Origin of the sequence: Bifidobacterium miconis (assembly GCF_019331735.1) — a bacterium.
GTDB classification, from domain to species: Bacteria; Actinomycetota; Actinomycetes; order Actinomycetales; family Bifidobacteriaceae; genus Bifidobacterium; species Bifidobacterium miconis.
The window spans coordinates 1-25589 of the sequence record NZ_JAHBBH010000039.1; the positions used below are offsets into that span (position 1 = coordinate 1).

Genomic DNA, 25589 nt, shown 5'->3' on the forward strand with positions numbered 1-25589 from the left:
AGTCGAGCTTGTCGAAGGTCACGTCGCCGTTCGCGTCGTTGGTCTTCGTCTGGAGGAGCTTCGTCTGATCGCCGTCGCCGGTTTGCTGGCCGTCATACAGCTGGAACGAGAACTGACCATCCGCGAGAGTCGCGCCGTTCAGAGTCTTGTGGGCCTTGAGCTGCGCGTCGACCTTGGTGGGCGTGTAGGTGTTCGTGAACACGGGGCGTCCGGTGTCGATCTTGTCGGCCGTGACCGACGCGCCGTTCTTGTCCTTGAACGTCGGGGTAACGGTCAAATAGCCGTTGGCGTCCATGGCGACGGTGACATCGACTGTATAGACCGTGCCGTCATAGGTCATGCCCGCTTCGGAGCCTTTGACTTCGGAAATCTCGTAGCGGTAGGTCTTCGCACCGCCGTTCGCGGCAAGGTCGGCGTCGGTGAACTGCACGTCCTTGAACGTGGCCTCGCCATTGGCGGCGTTCTGGGCCTTCAGCTCCTTGGCTTCGGTTACCTTGCCTCCAGCGCCAAGCACATGCAGCGGGGCGCCATCGACCGGGATGAGCCTGAAGTCGAACTTGCCGGCGACGAGTGGGTTCCGGCCGCTCAAATCGGCATAGCTCTTATAAACTTTCGGACTCCAGTTCTGGGAAAGCTTCGCATAGATGTTGGTGATTTCAGCCACCGGATCGCCGGTGGCGGGATCGGTTTTGACAGCCTTATCCTGTTTGGCGGAGTCGGGGTTGATCTTGGAAACGAGTTCCATGGAGGCCTTGGCGGTCAATTGTCCTTTGCCGTCATCGGCCACGGTGACGGTGGCGCGATACAGGTCGGAGGAGTAGCTGACCCCCGGCAGTGCCTCCGTCGCCGAGGGTTGGACCTCGCTGATGTTGTACGTGTAGGTGCCGGGCTTGGTGTAGGTCATCTGGCCGAAACTGAACATGTTGCCGTCAGTGGCGTCGTGCGTCAGCACGCCGTTTTGTGCGCCGGCTGGCATCGGAATATCGGTCTTCGCCACGGTCGCGCCGTCGGCCGTGAGCTTGCCGTCCACGGCTTCGAGCTTGAACGTGAACGAATCGCCGTTCTGCCAGTCTCGTCCGCGAAGCGTCTTCCGCGCATGCAGTTCGACGGTGGCGGACACAGGCGCGTACACGTTGTCGAATGCGGCCTCCTCGGACTGCGCTTCGGTGGATGTGCTCGGATTGCCGTCGCTGACGATGTATTCGGTGTGCAGCGTGCCGTTGCCGGCATCCCTGACCGTGACGATCACCTTGCGGGTGGTGGTGTCGTAGGCAATGCCGTCCTTTTTGGCTGTGCTGGCGGTCACGGGTTTGCTGTCAGTGTCCAGCTCGGCCACCGTGTAGGTCAGCGTCCACGTCTTCGCGGCTGCATCGTACGTGGCGTATCCGTCGGTCACGGCCTTGGCAAGCGAGGCCAGCGTATAGGTAATGCGGTCGAAGATGATGCGTCCGGAGACCTCGCCGTTGACCGGGGCGGCGTTCGTCCTGGTCTGGATCGGTTGCTTGCCGTCTACGCCGTTACCCTGATACAGGCCGAACCTGAACTTGCCGGCCGTCAACTTCGGCGCTGCGGCGCCATCCACGGCCGTCAGCTTCTTGTGCAGCAGGAAGAACGCATAGCCTTCCGGCTCGTAGATGTTGGTGAATCCGGCCTTGTCGGTGAGCGCTTTGTCGGCTTCGGTCTTGGCTGTGGAATTGTCGTAGTTGATCGAGTCGATCTTCAGACCGCCTTGACCGTTGTTTACGACCTTGACGGTCACGTATCCGACGTGCTCGTCCTTCTGCGTGCCTTGCTTCACGTTGCCCGCTTCGGTGACCGAGAACTTGAACGTTCCCGGCTTGGTGAAATGCAGATGATTGAACGCGAATTCAGCGGGAACGCCGTTCTTCGCGTTCGTGACGGTGGTCTCGAGCGTATCCTTCTTTGCACCGCCGCCGAGGATGATGGAATCGTCCTTCAGGCCGGCGCTTGCGGCTTTGGCTTCAGCGGTGCCGTCGGTCGCCGCTCCGAGACGGAATGTGAACGTCTCGTTCGCGTCCATGTCACGCCCGGTCAGCGTCTTTTGGCCTGAGATGGAAGCGTCCACGGGGTTGAGCTGGTAGGTGTTGGAGAACACCGGCCGGCCGTTGTCGAGCTTGGCGGGATCCACCTTGTTGCCGTTCTCGTCGAGTATGGTGACGCTCTGCTTGAGCACGGGCTTGTCGCCATCCGTGATGGTGGAGAGCTTGATCTTGACCGTGTAGGAGGTGAGGTCGTAGGTCATGCCGTTCAGCACAGCGGTCTTATGGTCGGTGCTGGTCGTGGCACCGGCTGGCACGTTTTCCTGGAGCGTGTACGTGTAGGTTTTGCCGTCATCATCGGAGCCGGTGTACTTGATCGACGGGAACGACACCGTGCCGTCGGACTTGGCTACGGCGGTCACGGAACCGCCCTTCACGTCATCAGGCATCGGGGCATTGTCGTTTGCGGTGAGCGTGAATGAGAACATGCGGTCGGTCAGCGGCTTGGAACCGGTCTTGTCCTCATACTTCTTGGTGGCGAGCAGGCTGAAGTTGATGCTCTCTGCGTTGAAGTAATTGGTGAATCGCGCCTTGTCGAAGGCGACGGGCGTGTCGGGGTTCTTGTAGTCGGAACCGTCGTCGTTGGATGTCTTGGTCACGACGACGCCGTTCTTCGAGTCGATGGACAGCTTACCGTTGCCGTCATCCGTGACTTTCACCGTTACATGGTAGAGCGCGTTGGAGTAGTCGATGCCGGGGATGGCGTGCTTGCCATCGTTTGCCGTGGGGGTATGCTCATACAGGTTGTACTCGTAGGTGCCGGCCTTGGCGTATGTGATGTCGCCGAAAGCGTGCACTCCGCTGTCGGTCACGGTCAATGCGGCATACCCGTTGTCCGCGCCTGCGGGCAGCGGAGCGTTGGGATTCTGTTTCGTTGGGGCGAGACGGAACTCGAACGAGTCGCCCTGTTTCCATGCCCGGCCGGAGAGGTCCTTCTGCACCTTGATGGTGCCGGAGGTCGTGACCGGGGTGGGTTGGTACGTGTTCTTGAATACCCAATCGCCGTTATGGTCGTCGATGCCGGCGATCGTGGGCTGACCGCCCTTGACCGTGAGGTTGCCGACTGAGTTCTCCTCGACGTCGAACGTCACCGTGGCGGTGCGGGTGTCGAGTGCCACGCCATTGCCGTCTTGTCCGGTCTCTTTGACCGTGTAAGCGTAGATACCTGGCTCGGAGAAGGTGAAATCACCGAATGCGAAGCTCGAGATGTCGCCGTCCGCGCCGTTACCGGTCTTTGTCGCCGTGGCGGTGGTGTGCTTCGGTATCGCGGCCTTGACCTCGTCCGCGGTCACACCCTTGCTGTTCGTGGCATCCGCGTTGAGCTGGAACGTGAAGGTGTCCGAGTCCTTCCACGCACGGCCGGTCAGTTGCTTGCCAAGCGTGACGGAACCCGTCGCCGGTTGCGGTTTGCGCTTGTCGTACACGTTGTACGAGGCGGCGTCGGACACGGGCAGTCCGAACCCTCTGGCCTTGGCAAGCGTGGTGCTTGATTCATCCGCATCTGTACCGGGAAGCATGAAGTAGGTGGGATCGGGGTCGAGTTCGTATTCGACGCCGTCCAATCCTTTGGGCGCTTCGGTCTCCACGAAGTAGTAGAGCGTGTTGGTTTCCAGAGGGCTGCTGGCTGAACCGAACGTCGCGACGCCGTTGGTATCGGTAGTGACATTGTCACCAACCTTGTTGGCAGCGGCCTTGATCTGGTCGAATGTGACCTTCGTGCCGGAAAGCTCCCCCATATCCACCTTGTACAGCGCGAACTCCGCGCCCGGCAGCGTCCGGGAAAGGTCGGAGGCATCGGTTTTGGTGACGGTGATGGTGCCCGCGGCGCCTTCGGTGCCGGCGCTCGGGTTGGTCACGGTCCAATCCTTCTCGTTGATGCTCTCTCCGCCGGCCACGCCTTCCAGTGTGGCGGTGTTGGAAAGGTGCACCTTGTCGCCGGGCTTGCCGTTGGGTTTGACGTCGTATATCACGGTGACGGGCGTCGAGTCCGGCAGGGTGAGCGTGAGCTTGGTGGTGGGGCGGCCGTCGGCGTCGGTTACCCGCTCCACGTTCACCGGTGCGACGAGCGTCGCTCCGGTGACGGGGTTGGTGATTTTCAGCGATGACGGGATGAACGTGCCTTCGGCGTCCATCACGTCGGCGAGGGTGAGCACATCCGAATCCTTGACGAGGTCCACGCCCTCCGGATTCACCTTGACGGTGTAGCGGACATGGTTAAGATCCTCGATCTGGGCCGCGGACTTGTCAATGACATCATGCTCGCCATCAACCGTCGCGGAATCTTTGCCGAGATTGGTATCCCCGGTGGATGCGCTTGCCGTATTGGTGAACGACACCTTTTGTCCTGTGCCTTTGGCGGCCGTTTGATACGTCAGTGTGGCAAACGCCTTATCGCTATCGCTCTTGTCATGCATGAGGCCGGCGGTGGGGATGGTAAAGACAATCGTGCCGCCCTGATGCTGCGTAATGGTGTCATCAAGATTCTGCTTCTCGAGCTCCGACGAGTTGCTCTTGATATCGTAGGTGCCGCCGGGCACATAGCTCATGCCTTGAGGCAGCGTCTCGGTCACCACGATCGGCTTGCCCTGCGTATCAACCTGTCCATGATCGTTGTTCTCGTTCACCTGGACCTTCCACGTGGCGACCCATGCGCCCTTGGCGTTGTCGTTCTTATTGATCTCCGACCAGTTGAAGTCTTTGTCCCATTTCATGGAGCCGGTCTTCGAGACAAAGTTCGTCTTTTCGATCGTGTCCGTGGCGTTGTAGCCTTGCGAAGGGTGATCGCCGAACTTGACGACCGAACGGTTGGTGTAGGCGCCGGGCACCTTGTTGCAGATGGTGGCGTAGGTCACCGTGATGTCGCGTATGCCGAAGGCCGCCTTGACCGTATCTCCCTTGAACCGGACGTTGAACGACGTATCGGTGAAATCGCGCGTGTATTCGTAATCCGTGCCTTCCACAAGGGTCGTGCCATTGAGGGTGAAAGTCGGCTTGTCTTCGAATGTGAATGTGGCGCCTTCCGGCTTGCTATGAACGTTGTCGGCGGCGCTGCCAGTGTTGTCTGCGAATTCGAGCGTTGTGGGATCGGTGCCGGCCGGCATGCGGGACGTGTATATGGTCGACGTCCATGTGGCGCGACCCTGAGCATTTGTGGAAGCGCTCGAGTCGAGCTTCTTCTCGATATAGGTCTTGCTGTTACCTGGTTTGAACGAGCCATCATCGCTGCCGCCGGGGTGGTTGTCATCCGGCGGGATCACCGTGGCGGTATTGTTCACTTTGGCAGGGGATTCCTCGTTGTCAAGCGCGGTGTGGTATTCGATGGTGTACTGCTGCGCGCCGGCATCGGCCGGGAACGTGTAGCTGAAGTCCTTGGCCGATCCGTTGAGCTGGCCAGTGGCGACCGTGTCGCCGTTGGCGTCCTTCACGGTGTAGGAGCCGGTGTAGTGCTGGCCGTCCTTGATGGAGTCCTTGAACACGTAGTTGCCCATGTCCGCCTTGAGGGTGCCGGAATTGAGCTTGACGGTCCATTTGATGTCGGAGGCGGTGCCGGAGCCGTTGGACTTCTGCACCATCCTGTAGCTGAGGTTCGGGGTGACGTCCGCCTCGCCGGGCTTGTCGGCGCCGTCCCACGTCCAGTTGGCGGTGTTCTGGGCGTCGTCGAGCTTCTCGCCGTTGGCGAGCTTCTGCTTGGCGGCGTCGGTGAGCTGCGCCTTGTAGGTGAGCTGGTAGCCGTCCTTGTCGGCCTTGGCGAGGTCGCCGAGGCCGATGGTGGCCTTCTGGCCTTCGATGGTGGCGTTCACAGGCTTGCCGTCGAGCTGGAAGCTGCCGTCGACGAATGTGAAGTTGGAGCCCATGGTGTCGGTGACGACCATGTTGTTCACTGCGAACTGGGGGTTAAGCGTGACGGTGAACGTGACGGTGCCGTCGTCGTTGACCTCATAGTCCTTCTCGCCGCTCACCTTGGACTTGTCTATGGTGATGGTGATGTCGCCGCCACCACCGGGGAAGTGGATGTCCTCCTTGTCGTCGTTGCCGCCGGCGTCCTCACCGAGCGTGAAGTCGAAGCTCACGTAGGAGGAGATGTCGGAGGGATGGCTGTTGAGCCAGTCCTCGTTCCAGTGCGCGGTGACCACGCCGCCCTTGATCTCCCAAGTGCCGGCCACGTTGCCGTCGCCGTCGTACAGCGGGGACGATTTCTTGTCCTTGACCTTGATATTGCTCGGGAACGTGTAGGAACGGTTGGGACTGCCCAGCGTGGGCTTCTGCTCGTCCGTGAAGTCGAAGCTGATCTGGCCGTAGAAGGTCTGGCCAATGTCGGCCTTATCCTTATCCTGATCGAACTTCTCCGTGTGGTTCTTGTCCTTGTACACCGTCACCGTCACGCCGCTGGTAACCTGCACTGCCGGCTCGTCCGGGTTATATGCACCATCCGAGGCATTGGCAACAGGCGTCAGATTCACACCGGTAATCAGCATGGCCAGTGCGGCGACCATCGCCACCAACACCCGTCCAATTGTTTTGTTCCACAGGCGAAGCATCCTGAACTCCCTTGCTTCCTCAACAACAAGTAGGTTCGCGAGATGAACCACCCTGCATCACATGCATCGCAATATACAGAGTCCTCTCACACCCCTTAGCAGGGCACGATACCCCCCCCCCCACGGAAAATATCACCAATATAAACGGCTTAATTCCAGCGATGCAAACGATTGCAAAACGTAAACTCCGTTAACTTATACCCCCTGTTTGCCTTATCACAGTATGAAAACCAACCAATATGCGGACCGCAAGGAACTGTGACTCACTATACAAAACACAGGTCTGACTGCAACGCACTGCAAACGGTTTAGTCGCTCAGCCGACTCGCATAAGACCGATTCCGTTCACCGCCCGCCGAACGAGCCGCCGCCGGAACCGCCGGACGAGCCACCGAATCCGCCGCCGCCCGAGAACGAGCCGCCCGAACCGCCGGAGCCGTCGGACGAAGGCGCGGCCGCGGAGATCGTGGAGCGGATGTCGGCGAAGCCGGCGTCAAGCTGCGCGCCGATGTCGCCGATGTTCGCGCTGAACGACGACGGGTCGAATCCGCCGCCCGGGAACGGGCCGTCGGCCGAGCCGCCGAAACCGGATCCGTACGCCGAATGCCGGTACCATCCGTACGGCCTGTAGTTCCAGTACAGCACCGAATCGGACGCGTTGGAGTCGAGCCAGTCCGGGTCGGTGATCTGCGGGTACGCCTTGGCGAGTTCGCGCAGCGCGCGGTCGGAGATGCCGAACGCGGCCGCATACACGAGGTAACGGTCCCAGAGCACAAGGTCGGCCGCGCCGCGATCGGAGAAGTCCGAGAAATCGACCAAGTACCGGTACAGACCGTGCACCTGCCCGCCCCAGCGCTGTCCGGCCGGGGTGAGCGCCGTGTGCTTGGCGCAGATCAGCGCGAACAGGCTGCAGAACATGGTCGGCGCGGCCACACACAGCACGAGCGCCACGTTGCCCCACGCGCCGAAGACCACCGTGCCGATGATCGCGACGGCCAGACCGAAGCCGCCGGCCACGCTCGCGCCGACGCCGCACGAGCGGGTCGCGCCGAGCATCGCGAATTCGTTGGCGCAGGCGGTTTCGTACTTGTCGAGCACCTTGTAGCCGCTCTTCCAGTTCTTGCAGGCGGCGTTCATCTGGCGCAGGTCGAACACGGGCGAGCCGATGCGCTGGGAGATCGCCTCGAGCAGCCGCAGCGCGCGGTCCTCGCTGTCGCTCAGGCGCAGACTGGCGCGGGCGGACTGGTCGAAGCACACGGGCATGATCACGATGGTGCTGGTGCCGGCCGCGTCCGTCACGCGCCCCGGATCGGAACCGATGAGCGCGGCGAGTTCGGCGGCGGAGGCGGTGCTCATGTCGATGCCGCGGTAGATTTCCGCGGAGCCGGGGCGTATCGCGATCGCCTTTTTCGAGGCAAGCGAAAGCATGGTGGAGGTCATGCGCCGCGAGCCAAGCGAACCTTTGCCGTCGAGTCCCATGACATCGGCCATTTTGGCCGCGGACGCGGGGCTCATGTCGGGCGGTTCGCGCCAGTATTCGATGTCGCCGCGATAGTCGGCGATCCGGTGGCTGCGCAGCGCGGAGACGACCGCGATCACGCACAGGATCAATCCGACGAGCGCAAAGCCGAGTCCCACCGCCAGTCGTGCGCGGGCGTACGAGCGCTGTCGGTCGCGCCATGCGGTTTCCTGCCGCGTCTCGTCGGCCTTGAGCCAATCGAGATGGTCGCCGCTCCCCCGTCGAATCCAGTTGCCGGACCGGCTGCCGACGTTGTCATCGCCCTTCCACCACGAAGGCTCTTTGACGACGTTCGCATCGTAGGCGACGACCAGATCAAGGTACTCCTCCGCGCGCACGTCGTACGCGGCGAACGTGAGCGCGCCGCCTTCGCCGCGTGCGGTTTCGGACGTGCCGGTGTAATGCAGCCACGCCCACGAATTGCCGGCCGTGATGCCGTCCGGGAAGCGCACGGTGCCGGTGACCTTGCCGATCGGCGTCTCGTTCGACTTGCCGAGCGGCTCCCATTGGAACGCGGCGACGTCGTCGTACAGCGTGGTCGTGCCGACGAGCGTGAACGTCACGTCGAATTTGAGGCTGTCCGCCTTGGTCGTGTAGGGGATGTTCCAGCCGATTTCGATGGTCTTGGTCTCTCCGCTGCCGGTGCCAATCGGCAGGCCGTCCCTGATCGGCTCGTACGGTTCGAGCGAGGCGCCGGTCGCGTCGGCGATGTACCAGTGGTTCGCCCAGTCGCTGTTCCATTCGCGCTCGCTTAAGCCATCCGGCAGGCGCGGTTCGGTCTGTGCATACGTTTGCCCGGTGGTCGCGTTGCGCACGGAAACGTCGGTGATGTCGGACAGATTAACGCCGTTGAGCTCGTAGTGTTGGTACAGCTGTTTCCACGGGCGCACGTTGTCGTCGTCATCGGTGCGCTTCCTCAGTCGCATGTCGATGTGCTGCGTGACCTTGAGACTGCCGTCCGACTGCACGTCGACGCTGTAGTCGAGCGTGCGGTAGCTCAGATCGGCGCCGCCGTCGAACAGCGACGCGACGAACGTGCCGCCGAACACCAGTATAACGACGAGCGCCGCGATGAACGCGGACTTGGTGACGCGTTTGACGTCCATCAGAACTTGACCTGCGGCACCTGACGCGACTGCTCGTCGGCCTGGAAGTATTCGGCCTGTTCGAAGTGGAAGAGCCCGGCGATGATGTTGCTCGGCACGGTTTCGGTGGCCGTGTTGTACTTGAGCACGACGTCGTTGTAGAACTGGCGCGCGTAGGCGATCTTGGATTCGAGTTCCTTGAGCTGCGCCTGCAGGTCCATGAAGTTCTGGTTGGCCTGCAGCTGCGGGTACGCCTCGGCCGTGGCCTGCAGGTTGACGAGCGCGCGGGAGAGCGCGTTTTCCGCGGCGGCGCGCTGGACGGTCGTCGCGTTCGGATCGCTGGCCGCGGCGACCACGCCGGCACGCGCGGCCGTCACCTGCGTGAGCACGGTCGATTCGTGACCGGCGTAGCCCTTGACCGTTTCCACGAGGTTCGGGATCAGATCGGCGCGCTGCTTCAACTGCACGTCGATCTGCGCCCAGCCGTTCTTGACGCGGTTGCGCAGCGTGACCAGCCCGTTGTACGCGCCCACGCCCCACAGCACCAGTGCGATGAGCGCCACCAGAATAATGATGATCCATATCATCGTGTCTGCTCCTTTGCCGTTCGATCCCCTTGTCAGTCGCACAATCGATTACCTGTCATTCTTCCACACGCCTCGGATACCGCCGCCTGACCGACCTCCAGCCCGTAATACAGACTGGAGGTTTTGTCTCGCTGACATGTCCGTCAGCGAGACAAAACCTCCACGCATCATCCGCGATACGGCCGAGCCATCACCGGTTATCCACAATGTATGTGGACAGACACGCCGAGTGTGGATAATCCATACCATTCGACCACATACCTCGGTTTGCATTGCGCGCAGCGATCGGTACCGGATACGGTCTCACCACCGGGGCGTAGGCCGCCCGACACACATCGTCGAAAGGGACCATCATGACAACGCCAGCACCGCATAGCGATCGTGCACCTATCGCACACCATCATTCCTCATTCCCGCTGGAGAGGCGTGCGCATGGAATTCGAGTATGACAACGCGAAAAGCACGCATAACCTCGCCAAGCACGGCATCGATTTCGATGAGGCACAGCGGCTATGGGACGGGAGCAAGACAGTGATGCTTCGATCCAATAATTCCGGCAACGACGCCGCGCGATATCTTGTGCTCGGTATGATTGACGATAAGCATTGGACGGCAGTCATCACCATGAGAGGAGAACGCATTCGGATCATATCCGTACGCCGTTCACGAAAGAACGAGGAGGCAATCTATGATCGCCACTAAAGACGGCAAACGCAGCATCAGTGCCGAAGAGCTGGACCGCATGTTCGATAACGGCGACGACGTACTCGAATTTTTCGATGTGGAGCATCCCATCGTTGAGCATCATCCGCCTTTGGGCCCGCGCATCACCATGACGGTGCCAGCATGGGCCGCCACCGCATCGCCGCAGTCCATGCCGGCGACGCAAACGGCTCACTGAGTACGCCGAATGCACGACGAAGCGTGCGGCATATGGGTGTGGCCCGTCGCCAAGGATGGTGACGGGCCACACCCATATGCCGCACGCTTACAGGCCGAAGAGACGACCGACGGGTATCAAGCCCGCGGTCTCCCCTCAGTTACAGGATGATCAGTCCTCGAACGCTGAGCCGTGAAGCGGGAAGCCCACTGGGCTTCCCGTAGGCGAAGTGAGCGGGCGCGCCATAGGCGCCCGCGAAGGATCCGTGAGAGGACTTTAATCCTCGAACGGATCAAAGTCGCGACGCACGCGGCGGCGCGGGCGCTCGGTGCGCTCGACGCGCTCGGCGCGGTACTCGTCGTAGTTCTCGTCGGCGGCGTAGCGCGGGTTGCGATCGTCGCCGCGACGCGAACGGCGCGGACGGGAGTCGCGGTCGTCGCGATCGGAACGGGACGAACGACGGTCGTCGCGGCGGTCGTCGCGGTCGTCGCGATCGTCGTAGTCGCGGTCAGAGCGGCGCGAACGGCGCGGACGATCATCGTAATCACGGTCGTCGCGATCGTCGTAGTCGCGATCGGAACGACGGCGGCGCGGACGATCGTCGTAGTCGTCGTCATCGTGATCGTCGCGGCGCGAACGACGCGGACGATCATCGTAGTCGCGATCGGAACGACGGTCGTCGCGGTCGGAACGACGTCCGCGGCCGCCGCGACGGTCGTCGCGATCACCGCGATCGGCACCGCGGTCGCCACGGTCGCCGCCGCGGGAAGCGCCACGGCCGGCGCCGGATTCCTGATCCTCGAAGCCCGGGATCGCGAGGCTGATCTTGCCGCGATCGTCGACGCCCTGCACGACGACCTCGACAGTGTCGCCTTCCTTGAGCACGTCCTCGACCGCGTCGATGCGCTCGCCGTTGGCGAGGTTGCGGATCTGCGAGATGTGCAGCAGGCCGTCGGTGCCCGGAGTCAGGTTCACGAATGCGCCGAACGACGTGGTCTTGACGACCTTGCCGTTGTACACTTCGCCGGCTTCCGGCACGTGCGGGTTGGCGATCTGGTCGATGATCTGCTTCGCCTTCTCCGCGGCCTCGCCGCCCTCGGAGGAGATGAACACGGTGCCGTCGTCCTCGATCGCGATCTCGGCGCCGGTGTCCTCCTGGATCTGGTTGATGTTCTTGCCCTTCGGGCCGATGATCTCGCCGATCTTGTCGACCGGAACGGTGGTGGTGATGATGCGCGGCGCGTACTCGCTCATCTCGGCCGGGCCGTCGATGCACTCGTTGATCAGGTCGAGGATCGTGGTGCGGGCCTCGTGCGCCTGCTGCAGGGCGCCGGCGAGGATGTCGGCCGGAATGCCGTCGAGCTTGGTGTCGAGCTGCAGGGCGGTGATGAACTCGCTGGTGCCGGCGACCTTGAAGTCCATGTCGCCGAACGCGTCCTCGGCGCCCAGGATGTCGGTCAGGGTCTTGTAGATGTGCTGGCCGTCCACGTCACCGGACACGAGGCCCATGGCGATGCCCGCGACCGGGGCCTTCAGCGGGACGCCCGCGGCGAGCAGGGACAGGGTGGAGGCGCACACGGAGCCCATCGAGGTGGAACCGTTGGAACCGATGGCCTCGGAGACCTGACGGATCGCGTACGGGAACTCCTCGCGGCTCGGCAGCACCGGCACGATGGCCTTCTCGGCGAGCGCGCCGTGGCCGATTTCGCGGCGCTTCGGGGAGCCGACGCGGCCGGTCTCGCCGGTGGAGTACGGCGGCATCTCGTAGTTGTGCATGTAGCGCTTGGACTGCGGGCCGGACAGCGCGTCGATCTGCTGCTCCATCTTGAGCATGTTCAGCGTGGTGACGCCCAGGATCTGGGTTTCGCCGCGCTGGAAGAGCGCGGAGCCGTGCACGCGCGGCACGATGTCCACTTCGGCGGACAGGGTGCGGATGTCGCGCAGGCCACGGCCGTCGATGCGGTAGTCCTCGGTGAGGATGCGGCGGCGCACGATCTGGCGCTGCAGCTCCTTGAACGCGTTGCCGAGCTCCTTCTCCTTCTCGTCGTCCGCCATGTCGGTGAACTCGTTGGCAAGGATCTCGCGCACGTGCTCCTTGATCTCGTGGATGCGGTCCTGACGCGGCAGCTTCTCCGCGATGGACAGCGCCTCGTTGAGATCGGCGTGGGCGATCTCGTCGATGCGCGCGTACAGCTCGTCGGTGTACTCCGGGAAGAGCTGGAACTCCTTGGTCTCCTTGGCGGCCTTCTCCTTGAGCTCGTTCTGGGCCTCGCAGATGACCTTGATGAACGGCTTGGCGGCCTCGAGGCCCTGGGCCACGACGGTCTCGTCCGGCTTGGTCTGGCCCTCGTCGTAGATGAGGTGCCAGGCGTTCTTACCGGCGCCGGCCTCGATCATGGCGATCGCGACGTCGCCGTTCTCGATCACGCGGCCGGCGACCACGATCTCGAACACGGCGCGCTCACGCTCGCTCCAGCGCGGGAACGCGACCCACTGGCCGTCGATGAGGGCCAGACGGACGCCGGACACCGGGCCGGAGAACGGCAGGCCGGAGATCATCGTGGACGCGGAGGCCGCGTTCAGCGCGATGACGTCGTACGCGTCGTCCGGGTTGATCGCGAGCACGGTCTCGACGACCTGCACCTCGTTACGCAGCGTGTGCGGGAACAGCGGGCGCAGCGGACGGTCGATGATGCGGCAGGCGAGGATCGCGTCGTTGGACGGACGGCCTTCGCGGCGGAAGAACGAGCCCGGGATCTTGCCCGCGGCGTACATCTTCTCTTCGACGTCGACGGTCAGCGGGAAGAAGTCGTAGTTCTCCTTCGGGCTGGAACCGGCGGTGGTGGTGGACAGAATCATCGAATCGTCGTCGAGGTAGGCGGCGACGGCACCGTCCGCCTGCTGCGCGAGACGGCCCGTTTCGAAGCGCAGCGTGCGCTTGCCGAACGAGCCATTGTCGATTACGGCCTCAACGGCCTTGATTTCGGGACCCTCCATTAGGGTTCCTCCTTTTTACTTGTGTTCTTCTTATGTAAACCTGCTGTCCGCGCCGAGCCCCGCCCGGTCGGACCGTTCCTCTGCCATACTTCGTATTCGGCCGACCGGAAGCGTCTCTTCCTCCCGGCGTTTCCTCGAATCGGCCTCATTCGCACGCGGACGTACCCAGCCGCGCTGTCATCTGTCAGATTCAGAACCTATTGTGCGTTTCACCCTCAGACAAGAGCGCCCCGCCGGGCGCTTCTTTGGTTGCCGGCCTTTCGGCGGCCGGCGTTCGCGTCGGATCCGGCTGTTCCGCACCTCTCCACGGCACGGTCCCGGCACGTCCTGCACGTGCCTTGTCTTGCACGCGCCTTGCACGCAAAAACGCCCGAGCATTGGATGCTCGGGCGTTAAGTATGCTAGCGACGGATACCCAGCTTCTCGATCAGGGCACGGTAACGGTTGATGTCGACGCGCTTGAGGTAGTCGAGCAGACGACGACGGTCACCGATCATCAGCATCAGACCACGACGGGAGTGGTGATCGTGCTTGTGCTCCTTGAGGTGCTCGGTCAGATCAGCGATGCGCTTGGACAGCAGCGCGACCTGGACCTCCGGAGAACCCGTGTCGCCCTCGTGCGTCGCGTACTTGGTGATGATTTCCTGCTTTTCCTGAGCCGTAAGTGCCACGGCATCCTCCTTATGTTGCTGCGCGGTGCTGCCGGCCCACTGCCGGCGCGCTCTCTATCCGCGGGCGAAACACGCCAAGGGGATACTATACGACGGGTGCGGGACTTTCGTTTGAAAACAGGACTTGCCGCACGCGAGAGCGGGTCGATCGCACGTGGCGCAACGCAGCGCAGATGCAGCACAGCAGATACAGCGCAGACGCAGTGCAGATGACGCAGAGATCATCGCGTGGCGGTTTTCGCTCACTGAGCCACGTACCAGCGAGTCTTTTCCGCCACTGGAGCCGCACCGAGAGCGGATCACGGCACGCCGCCGCGCACGTCATACCGTCGTCAGCAGACCGCCGAACAGCACGATCAGCAACGCGGCGGCCTCGATCGCGAAGAACATGATGAACGACGCCCAGCTGCGCGTGAGCACGCTGAGCGGCGAGTCCTTGCGGATCAGGATCAGCAGACCGACCCACAGCACCGCGTACGCTGCCACGCCGAACCCGGCGGCGATGATGCCGAGGTTCGTCGCGTTCGCCAGCGGAGCCGCGTCGCCGTACACGACGTACGTCGAATACCAGAAGTTGAGTTTGAGCAGGCTGAGCCCGGCGATGAACTGCTCGGCCGCAAGCCCGATCACGAACACGATGCGCCACAGCCACGTCTTCGATTCGACCACGGCCATGCCGAGACCGGTGAGCGTGACCAGCGTGACCGTCCACGCAAGGAACACAAGGCCGCGCTGATCGAATACGCTCATGTGCGCGACCAGCCACGCGGTGCGCTGGACGGCCAGCATGCGACCCAGCCAGTACGGCGCGATGATGGCGGCCAGCACGGCCGTCAGGTACACGCCCCAATGCACGGGCTGGAACTTGCGCCGTTCGATGTCGGCCAGCGACAGGTCCGATTCGGGGATGGACGGGTCGGGATGGCGGGACACCTCGACCTCCTCGACCTTGCCGTCCACGATCTCCGTGGCTTCGTTCGTCTCGTTCGCCGCGTGCGACTCGTTGGTTGCGTTCGCCATGCACCAGCCCCGTTCATCATCGTCAAAGCGTTCCGGTAGTTCCGGTATTCCGGTCAATTCCGCGACCCATCTTAGTCCAAGCGTTCCGCAAAGCCGATTGGCCCCGGATTCCAGATGCCGCATCAGACAAGAGCATCGGACAACCCGATCTTCTCCGCCATCGCGGCGCGTCCACGCCCATCCGAACGATCCCGCCTCTCCGCCCAGCCGACCGTTCCTGCGCGATGACTCCGTCACGCATCCCTCGCGCCACACCGCGACACGTCGATTTGACGCATCGCCGCTTCCCCGATACAGTATTCATTCGTCGCGTACGACACCTGTCCGGGTGGCGGAATGGTAGACGCGCTAGCTTGAGGTGCTAGTGCCTATTTTATACAGGCGTGTGGGTTCAAGTCCCATCTCGGACACCGGCAAGGCCCCGTGGAAACACGGGGCCTTTTCGTATTCTGGGTTATAGGCCAAAATGTGTGTCTGGGGCTATGGGTGTCTGGGGCTATGGGCTATAGGAACTTTTGTGGTGTTTAGGGGGTTATAGGCCTATAGGAACTGAACGCGGTGTTTTCGGGCGGCGGTTTTCGCTCGCTGGCGGGTCCCGCAGCGAGCGAAAACCGCCACGCAGTATCCCGAGCGGCAGAGAGTTCCTACCCCTTTGATCTCCACGGGGCTGATCTCCATGGGACGGGGGCTTGGAACTCGGTTAGCGTGGTATCAACCCCAGTAGGATCGGCTTGCTAGCAGCAATGTCACGCGGCAAGGCCCATTTGCGTGACATTATGGCCAGTATCTCCGGCCCACTCTCGGCAACGTCACGCTACGAGCCCCATTCGCACTGGACTTGCCTTTGGGAAGGGTCTGTGTATAATGGCTCAAGTCGTTACACGCGTTACACGGCACTGCGGATGTAGCTCAATGGTAGAGCCTCAGTCTTCCAAACTGATTACGCGGGTTCGATTCCCGTCATCCGCTCCCAGCTGAGAGGCCGGAAACCCAATGATTCCAAGGGTTTCCGGCCTTTCGCATTGAAGGGCCGGCATACCGTCGGAGTGCAAGATTTGGGGCAATAAAGCCCGATCGTGACCCCGATAGCATGACCTATAGCATGACCTCTAACGCACACGGAAAGAGGCCTGAAGCCCATGAACACCAAGGAAACGACACACCGCCGTCCCAAGGGATCCGGCAGCGAATGGAAGGACGCCAACGGCGTCTGGCACGCCCGCAAGGAAATCGCACCCAACCCCCAAACCGGCAAACGCCGCCTCGTCGAAGCCCGCGGCGCCACCAAAACCGCCGCCCGCCAAAAACTCCAAGCCAAACTCGAAAAAATGCAGCGCGAAGGAACCACACCCCTCACCAGCACCCCCACCCTCGACGTATGGATCGACCGATGGCTCACCCAAACGGCCATGAACGTCAAACCCCGCACCCTCGAAACCTACCGATCCGACTGCAACGCCATCCGCAGTCAGATCGGCGGCATGAGACTCGACAAAATCACCCCCGGCGACATCGAACGCATGTGCGCCCGACTCAACCAAACCCGCAGCGGCAAAACCGTCCACAACCACTACATCCGCCTCCAACAGATCCTCAACGCCGCCGTCCGCGAACAACTCATCCCCACCAACCCCGCGCTCGCCGCCACACCGCCCCGATACGAGTCGAAGGAAACCCGGATCCTCAACCCCGGCCAACCCCAGCAGGCCATCGAAGCGGCACGCCGCCCCGCACACCGCAAGTGGGACATGCTGCAGGACGACGACGCGGACCGGGCCATGTGGGCCCTCATGTTCGACCTCGCGTTCGAAACCGGCATGCGCCAAGGCGAACGCTTCGCGCTCACACCCGAAGAACTGGTCACCAAGGGCGGCGTCCACGGCATCCAGGTCGAATGGGAGCTGCAGCGGCTCGCGCCGGACGCGACCATTCCCAACTGGCTCGACGCCCGGCATTTGGAGGGACGATTCTGGCTACTGCCGCCGAAAAGCCGACAGGGCCGCAGATTCATCCCCGTCAGCGAAACCACATGGATCCGATTACACGAACGGGCGGCCAAATGCGAGCCCAACGGCCTCCTGTTCACCAGACACGGCCACCCGCTGACCAACAACGTCGAACGACTGCGATGGCGCCGAGCCCTCCAAGACGCAGGACTCCCCGACGACATCACCATGCGAGCCGCCCGCCACTTCTTCAGCACCCACCTCGCCGAAACCGGCGCCCCCGAAGACGCCCGCAAAGCCATGATGGGCCACGCCAAAATCACCACCACTGCCGGCTACACCCACTGGAGCCCCGAACGACTCGCCCAGCTCGCCCAACAAGCACGACAAGCCATCAACGCCTAAAATCAACACCAACACCCAAAGGAGACCAACGATGGCCGCACCCACCACCCCCGACATTCTCTTCAACGCCGGCACCTTCCGCCTCTACCACAACCGCATCGAAATCGACCAACACGGCCTCTTCGGCCGCACAACACGAACCGACATCATCTACTACAACGACATCACCAGCATCCAAGCCACCGGCAAAACCATCCGCCTCTACCGCAGCGGACTCAAACCCAACATCACCATCCGCCTCCGCAACAAACCAGACACGCAGACAGCGCTCGCCATCATCAACGGGGGCAAGAGATAAGACGACGGCAGCACGAGGGCCCGGCACCTACAATGAGCGCCGGGCCCTCACGTATCTCGCTAGGTTTACTTGCGGAAGTCGGCGTCGATATACGCCTCAGCCGTTTCGTCGCTCCCGTTCGTGAGCGAATCGTTTCTGATGCGCTTGTTCGAATCAACGAACGAAAGACCATCGTTGATCGGCGTTCCCTCGTTAGAGAATTTGCCGAGTATGGACTGTATATCCGCATCGGACAGCGACGGATCCATGGCCTTGGCCAAAGCGGGGTACGCGGCGATCACGGACTCTTTCGGACCCGTCAGGTAGATGCGAAAGTCTTTATGTTTGCCGCCGTATTCGATCATGTCGATGGACATGTCTCCGATAGTCCCGTGCTTGCCGATCGAGTCCTTATACGCACCCAGGCGGAATTCGACCCGGTAATGACCGCCGTCCCTGTCCTGCGGATCAAACGCCGTGATATCGGATATGGGCGTGCCATAGGCTGAGGAAAATGCGGCAGCGAACTGCGCGCTCGGCGATTCCTCTTCCTTCTTCGACTCGGTCGCGGACTCATTTGGCTTGGTCGTAGGCTCAGACTGCTTGGTGGTCGACTCCGGCTGAGGGGCCGTCGCAGTGGACTGCGTGTTGGTCGTCACGGGATTTGTCGACGTATTGATAGTGCCGCCCTTCCCTCCGATGAAGGCGAGCGCGATGATGATTACCCAGAACCACCATTTCTTCCAGAACGGCTTTTTTGCCGCGTTTTGCTTATTGCCGGCCATTTGCCCGCCTTTCTCTCTTGTGCTGCCACAGGCCACGGCTCTCTTCGTCGGGGACACTCCGATCGTGCTCCTCGTAGGACCATGTTCGCCCATCACGCTGCAAAACGCAAAACGTCCCGGTGCTCACTGGCGAGCGCCGGGATGTTTTATTGTTCTACTTCCATGGGGGATGACCATGTGGGGTTTTGTGGGTTGGCTTCTACTCGTCGGGCCATTTCTTGCATGATTTGTGGCCATGTGGCTTTGCTGAGGGCTTCTTCGATTCCGATTTCGAGGGTTCCTTCTTCGGTGCTGAGGTAGCCGAATGCTACTAGGGCTTTGACGGGGCTTGAGCCGTAGGCTCTTGCGATGAGGATGACGTTTTCGGCGGAGAAGTTTAATTCTCCGTCTGAGTACTGGCGCCAGGCGGTAGTCGCGGAGATCCCGGCTTTTCTGGCCACGTCTTTGATTGTGTCCTTGCCTATAAGGCCTTCATACCACTGCTTTTTGTCCATGATTCCATTATGGAACCAAAGTGATTCCATGTCAAAATCAAAATTTCATTTCGGTTTGACAGACGAGGGGAGGCGGGTATATCTTGATACCAAGATGAAATTACGATACCGAAATGAAATGAGGTCAAGATGGCAAAGGATTTCGTCTTCAGGGAAGGATTCATAGACCGAGTCCGCAAGATGAGCGGCCTCAAAACAGAAGAGGCGCTCGCCGGCGCTTTGGGGGTAGAGCCGGCCGAACTGCACGACGCCGTGAGCAATGGCCGCCCCACGCCGAAGATCCTTGTCGGCCTTTTTGACGCCTTTGGCTTCACCCCCGGCGAAGTCACGATCATCGAAGACCGAAACCACGCCAAACAGCAAGACCTAGTGGCGTGAGGTGATTGCGATGGCGAATCGAACGCTTGTGTTCTTCAATCACGAGGACGGGGCGCGGCCTCTGCACTGCGAGGCGCGCGCCGGGCGGATCATTCTGACCCTGCGCGATCTCGACCACGACGGGAACGGCGCGACACGGATCCTGCCATTGGAACAGGCCGCTGTGTTGGCTGACGCGATCGGCCACCGCTGGCATTGGATCGGCAAGACCACCAACAAGGGCGGGATCGCCGTAAGCGTCGTCACCGACGCGACCGTCCTGCGCTTCCTCGACACCACCGGCTCCAGCCACATCACCCTCAGCCTCGACCAAGCCGCCAAACTCGCCGACTGGATCAAAACCCACACCACCACGGCGCTCGCCGGCAAGGAGACGCGATGAACGGTTATGCGACGGCGCGCAGCGCCTCATTGAGCGTACGCCCCGGATCGAGGCCGAACAGGATGCACAGGTTGCAGTACTCGTCCACGGTGGGCGTGCCGTGCAGCCCCGCCATGAGGTCAGCGACCCGCGGATGCGTCACGCCGATCGCCTTGGCGACCGCCCGGTTCGACGGCCGGGGATCCCGCCCGTCCCACGCTTCGCCGATGAGCCGCATGAGCTCGCGGTCGAGCTCCGTCCATTCCCGTCCATTAGTGGCCATGGAGGCAATCGTACAGATGGAAAGACTTTTTTCCAACAATACGGCAAGCCAGCTTGACTCTTTGGTAAAGAGCTTTACCATTGAGGATATGGAAAAGATTTCTACCACCCTCACGGCGGGGCAAATCGCGATCGAAACCATCGCCCGGCTCGCCGGCGCCAAAGGAGTCACCCGCGAAGCCCTCGCCAAACAACTCGGCATCACGCGACAAACCGTCACCAGCCGATTCCGCACGCGCAGCATGAGCCTCGACGACTACATCGACACCTGCCGCGCCCTCGACCTCAACCCGGCCGAAATCCTCGACCGAGCCACCAAACTCGCCACCCCAACCTTGCCGGCCGCCATCAAGGAAACCCTGCAAGGCGACCGACCCTTCGCCGTTTTCTAAAGGAGACAAAAAGATGACGCGAGAAGACTCAATGGCGCTCGCCATTGGTGAGGCGCTGCTCGATCTCGTCGTTTCGTCTGCTCCCGAGCTCGCTCGTGTAGACGACATGGACGGTGACGGCATACGCGCCCTCGCCGAGGTAGTGGAACCCGCCACCCCCGGCATTGAGCCGGTCTATGGCACGCTGGTCTTCGACTATCTGCTGCGTGAACAGCTCGTCCTTGAGCGCGACCTCACCGAACGGCGCAATGCTGCCGACATGCCGATCCATGATGGTCTGGTCTTCGTGACGGACGACCACATGCACGTCCATTGCTTCGTGGGGGCAATCGTTCACCAGGAAAACGGTGGACAACTCGCCATCGAATTCCACCCGCCATTTGTAGGAGAGCTGATCCGCGGTAACGCGCAACGCCCGCTGGCTGATCGCATTCGCGTCGGCACTTATCTCGTTCGCCTCGCCGGCAAGGTCATTGGCCTGTTCGGCGACCCGCTGCGAGTCACCGGCGATCCCGTTGGATTCTTCCGTCAAACGGTTCGCTTTCTTCGCGATCTTGTTCGCACTGCACGCCTGGAACAAGGCGACAGCACCAGCGAGCCCGCCCAATCCGCCGACGGCGCTGCCAAGGGCACCGATAACGTCCCACAAGCTCGAACCACCCATCCCATCAATCTACCGCACAAGGAGCACCAGCAATGAGCGCACTCGACATCATCGCCCACAGGAACCGCCTCGACGCGACCGTCCGCATCCTTCTACCCGGCGGCGGCCGACCCGGAGGCAACACCATCACCCTGGTCGAATCCCTCGGCAGCCTCAAACAGTGGCGAGACGAACTCGACCGTGTCATCACCCGCCTGGAGGACCAGCAATGAACGCCAAACTACTCCTCGCCATCGGCGCGCTCGCCGCGCTCGCATGGCTGCTCACCCACACCGGCTGCGCCCACCCGATCGCCAACCTGCTCGCCCTCGCCGCGTACACGATCGCAGGCAGCCTCCTGCTCCTGCCCGACGCGCTCACCTGGTTCACCACCAGCCTGAAAAGCCTAGGAGATGATGACAATGAGTGAAACCGCTTCCCTCCTTGAACGCACGGCGCTCGCCGGCTGCCTGCCGCCGTATTCGGCAGCGGCCAAGGAAATGCGCCGCGACCTGCGCGCCGACGGGGTGAACGTCACCCTGAACAACGTGCCCCTGCACAATCGCGAGGCGTGGACCCTGCACGAGGCCGCGAAAGTGTGGAGCGTGGACTATCACGCGCTCCTCGTCGCGGCGAACTCCGGCCTGCTGATCACCTTCCGCCCGTTGACCAGGCGGGGCACGAAAAGCTGGCGTCGCGTGACCCGCAAGGCCATGGAAGAATATCTCGGCCGGTTCGAGGAATAACCGGTGGGATACGACATGCTGCTCATTCTCACCGTCTATTGCGCTGTTGCCGGCGTGGTCCTGATCCTGGCCGGCACGGTCCGAGCGTCCGCGATCCTGCTGCTCGCCGGATTCTGCTGCCTGCTCGGCGCAATGATCCTCGGCGCGCTCGCCTACGAATACGACGACAACCCCGACAACGACCATCATCACGATCACAAGGAGGAATAACGCCTTATGGCAAAGGATCCCAGCACCGCCACCATTCGCGGCCGGCTCGCCGCCGACCCGGAACTGCGCTCCACCGGCAACGGGGTGAGCGTGGTCACGCTGCGCCTGCTCTCGTCCGGCTGGGAGAAGGACACGGCCGGCAACCCGGTCGACGTGACCCCGACCAGCTGGCGGTGCGAGGCATGGCGCGACCTGGCCGACCACATCGCCCAAACGTTCCGCAAGGGCGACCAGGTCATCGCCAGCGTCCGACCCAAGACCAGCACCTACCAGCGTGACGACGGATCGACCGCATGGTCGACCGTCTGGCTGATCGACGACATCGGCCCCAGCCTGCAACGCGCCACCGCAAGCATCCAACGCATCCAACGCGCCGCCGGGCCGCGCCCCGCCCCGGCGGCGCAGCAGCAGCCGGCCGACCCGTACGCCGCCCAATACGCGGCGCAGGATCCCAACGACCCCTGGAACTAAGGACACCGCTATGACCGCACCGAAATACAGCGACGGCGATCTCGAAAACCTCTACCGGATCGCCGTCAACGAAGGCTGGGACCAGCTCGAGCCCGGCGAACGCATCGCCATGGTCCGCTGGTGCAAGCGCACCGGCAAACCAGTTCCCAGCAGGATCCCCGCCAAAACCAGCACCGTGAAACCCATCGTGAAACCAAAGGAGCCCGTCACCATGCCCGCCACCGTCGAAACCACCGCCCCCGCAACGCCGCCCGCCACGCCCGGCGAATACTTCCAAGCGCTCGGCTTCACCGAAGTCAAAGCCACCAACGGCAAGACCGGGTTCATGACCGAGGAAACCGCCGAAGACATGATCCTGCTCAAATCCGTCCGATTCGTCGACGACTGGCCCGACGACATCGAAACCGACAGTCCCAAGCCGGAAACCCGGTGGACCAAACCCGCCCAGGCCCTCGTCCGCTTCTCCGGCCGCATCGGCATCATCGCCGACGACCTCGACCGGCGCGCCGCGATGAGCGTCCGCCGCCGCATCAACCACAACACCCTCGCCACCTTCAAAAACGCCGCCCCCAACGGCACCTGGCACAGCGAAATCGCCCCCGACCACCACCATCCCGGCCGATGGATCGTCCTCGCCCAACACCAGGCCGCCAAAACCACCGGCAAAACCCGACGATGACCACGCACACCATCACCATCACCATCCCCAAGGCCCTGTGGAAAAACGACAACGGATCCCACGGCAACTGGTACGCGCACAACCGGCTCATGCAACAGCTCAAACGACTCGGCTGGGCCACCGCCGTCAACTGGCGCAACCAACACGACCAGCTCGCCTTCGACCACTGCCGCCTCGACGTCTACGTCCGCTACCCGCCACGCGGACGAGCCCGCGCTGACCCCAGCAACGCCGACAACGTAGGAAAGCCCATCATCGACGGATTCACCAAAGCCGGCCTCTGGCCCGACGACAACTGGCACCACGTCGAAGGCCCCTTCTACCGCATGAGCCCCCACACCGCGCCACCCGGACAACACATCCTCGAATTCCACATCACCCCGACAGAAAGAACCAACCAATGAGCAAGCACAAGCACCGCCGCCAAACCATCGAACACCAACGCCAAAAAGCACGCCGCCGACGCCGCCCCCACACCACCAACCCCACCATTCGCGACTACAGCAAGGATCCCCTCGAATGAAAGTCGCCGCGCTCACCAGAACCGACCGCACCATCGGCCTCACCCTCACCAACATCGACTGGACCGCCCAAAGCATCCGCAACGGCGACCAGCGCCTCACCCTCATCCTCGACAAAACCGACCTACCCGACCTCGTCCAGGCGTGCGCCGACGCGTTGGACCCCGACAAGGAGCAGTGACCTGTTTCAAGTGAACGATTATCTGGAACTCAGCATCGACGCGCACCGGCACGGTCTGATCATCCACGCGACCGCGACCGTCACCGATTCCAAGACCGGCCGGCGGCTCATGCCCGACCTGCACGCGACCGGATTGACCCGGCGCGGGATCGTCGACCGGATCACGCCCGTCGCGCTCGGCACGCTTTGGGCGCAGCAGCGTTATGACGGCGAATACGTGCCCCACGCCGAGCAGGTCGACCGGTACATCGCCAAGGCGGCCGCCTACTGGTCCGAGCATGATTGGAACGAGCAATGACGGCATCCAACAGCAGCAGTCGGCAGGCCCGTCGCCGGTGGGCCGCCGACTGCGGGCAGCTTGACCTGACCGGCAGCCAATTCGACCACGCGCTCACCCTGCTCAACACGATCCGCGACCGGGGCGCCAGCGAAGACGTGCTCGAAGACCTCACCCTCGCGATCGGCCACCTGCGCCAGGCGCGCAGGGCCGTCAGCGACGCCAGCCGTCATTTGTGGCCGCTCACCGGGGAGGACTCATGGCACGCCTGAAACTCACCCGCACCATGCAGGACCTCCTGATCAGCATGCTCAACCGGCAGGAATACCCCGTCGACCGCAACAACGGCCGCACCTTCCAAGCCCTGGAAGACCGCGGCCTCATCCACCCCGACTTCTACGACCAATGGCATCTGACCGACGAAGGCCACCAGGTCGCCCTCAACCTCCTCGAAAAGTGAGACCATCATGAGCAACAAGGCAATGCAATGGGCCATGTACGAGGCGCCCACCGACCTCGACCCCATCGAATTCAAACTCCTCATGATCATCGCCGACAACGTCGACTCCGACGGGCACGGCTTCGGCAAAAGCATCGACACGATCATCGAACTGTTCCGCACGCCCATCAGCCGCCGCACCATCATCGACCGGCTCGGCCGCCTGCGCGCCAAAGGCGTCATCCGCTACGGCGACCAACGACTCCTCGCCTACCTGCCCGCCAACCGACGCCCCAAGGTCTACGACCTCGCCATCGACACCACCACGGAACCCGAGCCCGTCGCGCCGGGCACGGCATCGAACGCGAGCGACACCGAATCCAGGGGTGCAGCATATGCACCCCAAAACGACGACAACGATTCAACGGCCGACCCGACCCCCGTCAGGGGTGCAGCTGACGTGCAGCAGGGGTGCAGCAGGGGTGCAGCTGGGGTGCACGCATACGTGCACACAAATCAACATGAATCCTATGAATCATTAGAGAGTAGAGAGAGTACGCGCGCCCGCAACGAAAAAACCACGACCACCAGCAGCGCCGACGACGGCGCCGGCGACGACGTCGGGTAGGTCGGTTTTGTCGAGGATGAGGGTGAGGCGCTGGTCGCCGTTGCGGATGCTTTGGGCGGTCCAGTCGATGTTGGTGAGGGTGAGGCCGATGGTGCGGTCGGTTCTGGTGAGCGCGGC

30 protein-coding genes and 2 tRNA genes are annotated in these 25589 nt (G+C 62.4%); 23 read left to right on the forward strand and 9 right to left on the reverse strand.

All coding sequences use genetic code 11. The features are described from left to right. From KIH79_RS10585 to KIH79_RS10595, 3 genes are all read right to left on the reverse strand, one after another. Window positions 1-6553: Spy0128 family protein (locus KIH79_RS10585; protein WP_219059336.1), on the reverse strand; the 6553-nt coding region annotated here is incomplete at its 3' end. 390 nt (window positions 6554-6943) lie between these two features. Further along, window positions 6944-9223 carry a DUF2207 domain-containing protein gene (locus tag KIH79_RS10590; RefSeq protein WP_219059337.1) on the reverse strand — a complete coding sequence of 760 codons (2280 nt, stop codon included), beginning with the start codon at window positions 9221-9223 and terminating at the stop codon, window positions 6944-6946. After that, window positions 9223-9789 (reverse strand): LemA family protein, encoded by a 567-nt coding sequence (locus tag KIH79_RS10595; protein WP_219059338.1) that lies wholly within the window; start codon window positions 9787-9789, stop codon window positions 9223-9225. The genes KIH79_RS10590 and KIH79_RS10595 overlap by 1 nt, the downstream gene beginning before the upstream one ends. A gap of 432 nt (window positions 9790-10221) precedes the next feature. Here KIH79_RS10595 and KIH79_RS10600 point away from each other — a divergent pair, with 432 nt between their 5' ends. Together KIH79_RS10600 and KIH79_RS10605 are read left to right on the forward strand one after the other, a co-directional pair. Continuing rightward, complete coding sequence (locus KIH79_RS10600; RefSeq protein ID WP_219059339.1) at window positions 10222-10491, forward strand: BrnT family toxin; 270 nt, start codon at window positions 10222-10224, stop codon at window positions 10489-10491. After that, a complete protein-coding gene (locus KIH79_RS10605; protein WP_219059340.1) occupies window positions 10478-10690 on the forward strand; it encodes a hypothetical protein in 213 nt (70 codons plus the stop codon). The genes KIH79_RS10600 and KIH79_RS10605 overlap by 14 nt, the downstream gene beginning before the upstream one ends. Before the next feature lie 255 nt (window positions 10691-10945). Here KIH79_RS10605 and KIH79_RS10610 read toward each other — a convergent pair whose 3' ends face one another. From KIH79_RS10610 to KIH79_RS10620, 3 genes are all read right to left on the reverse strand, one after another. Beyond that, on the reverse strand, window positions 10946-13666 hold the full coding sequence (locus KIH79_RS10610) for a polyribonucleotide nucleotidyltransferase (RefSeq protein WP_219059341.1): 2721 nt from the start codon (window positions 13664-13666) through the stop codon (window positions 10946-10948). A gap of 401 nt (window positions 13667-14067) precedes the next feature. Continuing rightward, window positions 14068-14337, reverse strand: a complete 270-nt coding sequence (gene rpsO / locus KIH79_RS10615; RefSeq protein WP_219059342.1) for a 30S ribosomal protein S15 — start codon at window positions 14335-14337, stop codon at window positions 14068-14070. Window positions 14338-14658: 321 nt separating this feature from the next. Next, window positions 14659-15357, reverse strand: a complete 699-nt coding sequence (locus tag KIH79_RS10620) for a hypothetical protein (protein WP_219059343.1) — start codon at window positions 15355-15357, stop codon at window positions 14659-14661. Window positions 15358-15679: 322 nt separating this feature from the next. On the opposite strand from KIH79_RS10620, the gene KIH79_RS10625 reads away from it, so the two are divergent. The 4 genes from KIH79_RS10625 (at window position 15680) to KIH79_RS10640 (ending at window position 18006) form a co-directional block, all read left to right on the forward strand. Next, window positions 15680-15767 (forward strand) — tRNA-Leu (locus tag KIH79_RS10625). 488 nt (window positions 15768-16255) lie between these two features. Further along, window positions 16256-16326 (forward strand) — tRNA-Gly (locus tag KIH79_RS10630). A 170-nt stretch (window positions 16327-16496) separates the two neighbouring features. Further along, window positions 16497-17708, forward strand: coding sequence for a tyrosine-type recombinase/integrase (locus KIH79_RS10635; protein ID WP_219059344.1), 1212 nt, complete (start codon window positions 16497-16499; stop codon window positions 17706-17708). A 31-nt stretch (window positions 17709-17739) separates the two neighbouring features. Next, on the forward strand, window positions 17740-18006 hold the full coding sequence (locus KIH79_RS10640; RefSeq protein WP_219059345.1) for a hypothetical protein: 267 nt from the start codon (window positions 17740-17742) through the stop codon (window positions 18004-18006). A gap of 65 nt (window positions 18007-18071) precedes the next feature. Here KIH79_RS10640 and KIH79_RS10645 read toward each other — a convergent pair whose 3' ends face one another. Next, complete coding sequence (locus KIH79_RS10645; RefSeq protein ID WP_219059346.1) at window positions 18072-18770, reverse strand: hypothetical protein; 699 nt, start codon at window positions 18768-18770, stop codon at window positions 18072-18074. Between the two features lie 146 nt (window positions 18771-18916). Then, the gene (locus KIH79_RS10650) at window positions 18917-19264 is read right to left on the reverse strand and encodes a helix-turn-helix domain-containing protein (protein WP_219059347.1); all 348 of its coding nucleotides are present in this window, start codon (window positions 19262-19264) and stop codon (window positions 18917-18919) included. 129 nt (window positions 19265-19393) lie between these two features. On the opposite strand from KIH79_RS10650, the gene KIH79_RS10655 reads away from it, so the two are divergent. Further along, window positions 19394-19642, forward strand: a complete 249-nt coding sequence (locus tag KIH79_RS10655; RefSeq protein ID WP_219059348.1) for a hypothetical protein — start codon at window positions 19394-19396, stop codon at window positions 19640-19642. A 10-nt stretch (window positions 19643-19652) separates the two neighbouring features. Further along, window positions 19653-20024 carry a hypothetical protein gene (locus KIH79_RS10660; protein WP_219059349.1) on the forward strand — a complete coding sequence of 124 codons (372 nt, stop codon included), beginning with the start codon at window positions 19653-19655 and terminating at the stop codon, window positions 20022-20024. Window positions 20025-20028: 4 nt separating this feature from the next. Here the strand turns inward: KIH79_RS10660 and KIH79_RS10665 are convergent, their stop codons facing one another. Continuing rightward, on the reverse strand, window positions 20029-20286 hold the full coding sequence (locus KIH79_RS10665) for a hypothetical protein (RefSeq protein WP_219059350.1): 258 nt from the start codon (window positions 20284-20286) through the stop codon (window positions 20029-20031). Window positions 20287-20302: 16 nt separating this feature from the next. On the opposite strand from KIH79_RS10665, the gene KIH79_RS10670 reads away from it, so the two are divergent. Genes KIH79_RS10670 through KIH79_RS10735 form a run of 15 tightly spaced genes read left to right on the forward strand, consistent with a single transcriptional unit; the run spans window position 20303 to window position 25472 of the window. Then, complete coding sequence (locus tag KIH79_RS10670; protein ID WP_219059351.1) at window positions 20303-20677, forward strand: helix-turn-helix domain-containing protein; 375 nt, start codon at window positions 20303-20305, stop codon at window positions 20675-20677. Between the two features lie 13 nt (window positions 20678-20690). Then, complete coding sequence (locus KIH79_RS10675) at window positions 20691-21377, forward strand: hypothetical protein (RefSeq protein ID WP_219059352.1); 687 nt, start codon at window positions 20691-20693, stop codon at window positions 21375-21377. Next, on the forward strand, window positions 21374-21553 hold the full coding sequence (locus KIH79_RS10680) for a hypothetical protein (RefSeq protein ID WP_219059353.1): 180 nt from the start codon (window positions 21374-21376) through the stop codon (window positions 21551-21553). The genes KIH79_RS10675 and KIH79_RS10680 overlap by 4 nt, the downstream gene beginning before the upstream one ends. After that, complete coding sequence (locus tag KIH79_RS10685) at window positions 21550-21750, forward strand: hypothetical protein (RefSeq protein ID WP_219059354.1); 201 nt, start codon at window positions 21550-21552, stop codon at window positions 21748-21750. The genes KIH79_RS10680 and KIH79_RS10685 overlap by 4 nt, the downstream gene beginning before the upstream one ends. Next, window positions 21743-22066, forward strand: coding sequence for a DNA-binding protein (locus KIH79_RS10690; protein ID WP_219059355.1), 324 nt, complete (start codon window positions 21743-21745; stop codon window positions 22064-22066). Before KIH79_RS10685 ends, KIH79_RS10690 begins: the two co-directional genes overlap by 8 nt. A 3-nt stretch (window positions 22067-22069) precedes the next feature. Further along, entirely contained in the window at window positions 22070-22276 is a 207-nt protein-coding gene (locus KIH79_RS10695) for a PMP-22/EMP/MP20 family protein (RefSeq protein WP_219059356.1), read from the forward strand. Between the two features lie 6 nt (window positions 22277-22282). Beyond that, a complete protein-coding gene (locus KIH79_RS10700; RefSeq protein WP_219059357.1) occupies window positions 22283-22747 on the forward strand; it encodes a single-stranded DNA-binding protein in 465 nt (154 codons plus the stop codon). A 10-nt stretch (window positions 22748-22757) separates the two neighbouring features. Further along, window positions 22758-23426, forward strand: a complete 669-nt coding sequence (locus KIH79_RS10705; protein WP_219059358.1) for a hypothetical protein — start codon at window positions 22758-22760, stop codon at window positions 23424-23426. Beyond that, window positions 23423-23830 carry a RusA family crossover junction endodeoxyribonuclease gene (locus KIH79_RS10710; protein WP_219059359.1) on the forward strand — a complete coding sequence of 136 codons (408 nt, stop codon included), beginning with the start codon at window positions 23423-23425 and terminating at the stop codon, window positions 23828-23830. Before KIH79_RS10705 ends, KIH79_RS10710 begins: the two co-directional genes overlap by 4 nt. Beyond that, complete coding sequence (locus KIH79_RS13060) at window positions 23827-23949, forward strand: hypothetical protein (protein ID WP_274518579.1); 123 nt, start codon at window positions 23827-23829, stop codon at window positions 23947-23949. Before KIH79_RS10710 ends, KIH79_RS13060 begins: the two co-directional genes overlap by 4 nt. Then, a complete protein-coding gene (locus tag KIH79_RS10715) occupies window positions 23946-24128 on the forward strand; it encodes a hypothetical protein (RefSeq protein WP_033496499.1) in 183 nt (60 codons plus the stop codon). The genes KIH79_RS13060 and KIH79_RS10715 overlap by 4 nt, the downstream gene beginning before the upstream one ends. A gap of 10 nt (window positions 24129-24138) precedes the next feature. Continuing rightward, entirely contained in the window at window positions 24139-24426 is a 288-nt protein-coding gene (locus KIH79_RS10720) for a hypothetical protein (protein ID WP_219059360.1), read from the forward strand. Beyond that, window positions 24423-24677, forward strand: a complete 255-nt coding sequence (locus tag KIH79_RS10725; RefSeq protein WP_219059361.1) for a hypothetical protein — start codon at window positions 24423-24425, stop codon at window positions 24675-24677. The genes KIH79_RS10720 and KIH79_RS10725 overlap by 4 nt, the downstream gene beginning before the upstream one ends. Further along, the gene (locus KIH79_RS10730; RefSeq protein WP_219059362.1) at window positions 24665-24865 is read left to right on the forward strand and encodes a helix-turn-helix domain-containing protein; all 201 of its coding nucleotides are present in this window, start codon (window positions 24665-24667) and stop codon (window positions 24863-24865) included. The genes KIH79_RS10725 and KIH79_RS10730 overlap by 13 nt, the downstream gene beginning before the upstream one ends. A gap of 7 nt (window positions 24866-24872) precedes the next feature. Further along, the gene (locus KIH79_RS10735; RefSeq protein WP_219059363.1) at window positions 24873-25472 is read left to right on the forward strand and encodes a helix-turn-helix domain-containing protein; all 600 of its coding nucleotides are present in this window, start codon (window positions 24873-24875) and stop codon (window positions 25470-25472) included. Window positions 25473-25589 lie beyond the last annotated feature (117 nt).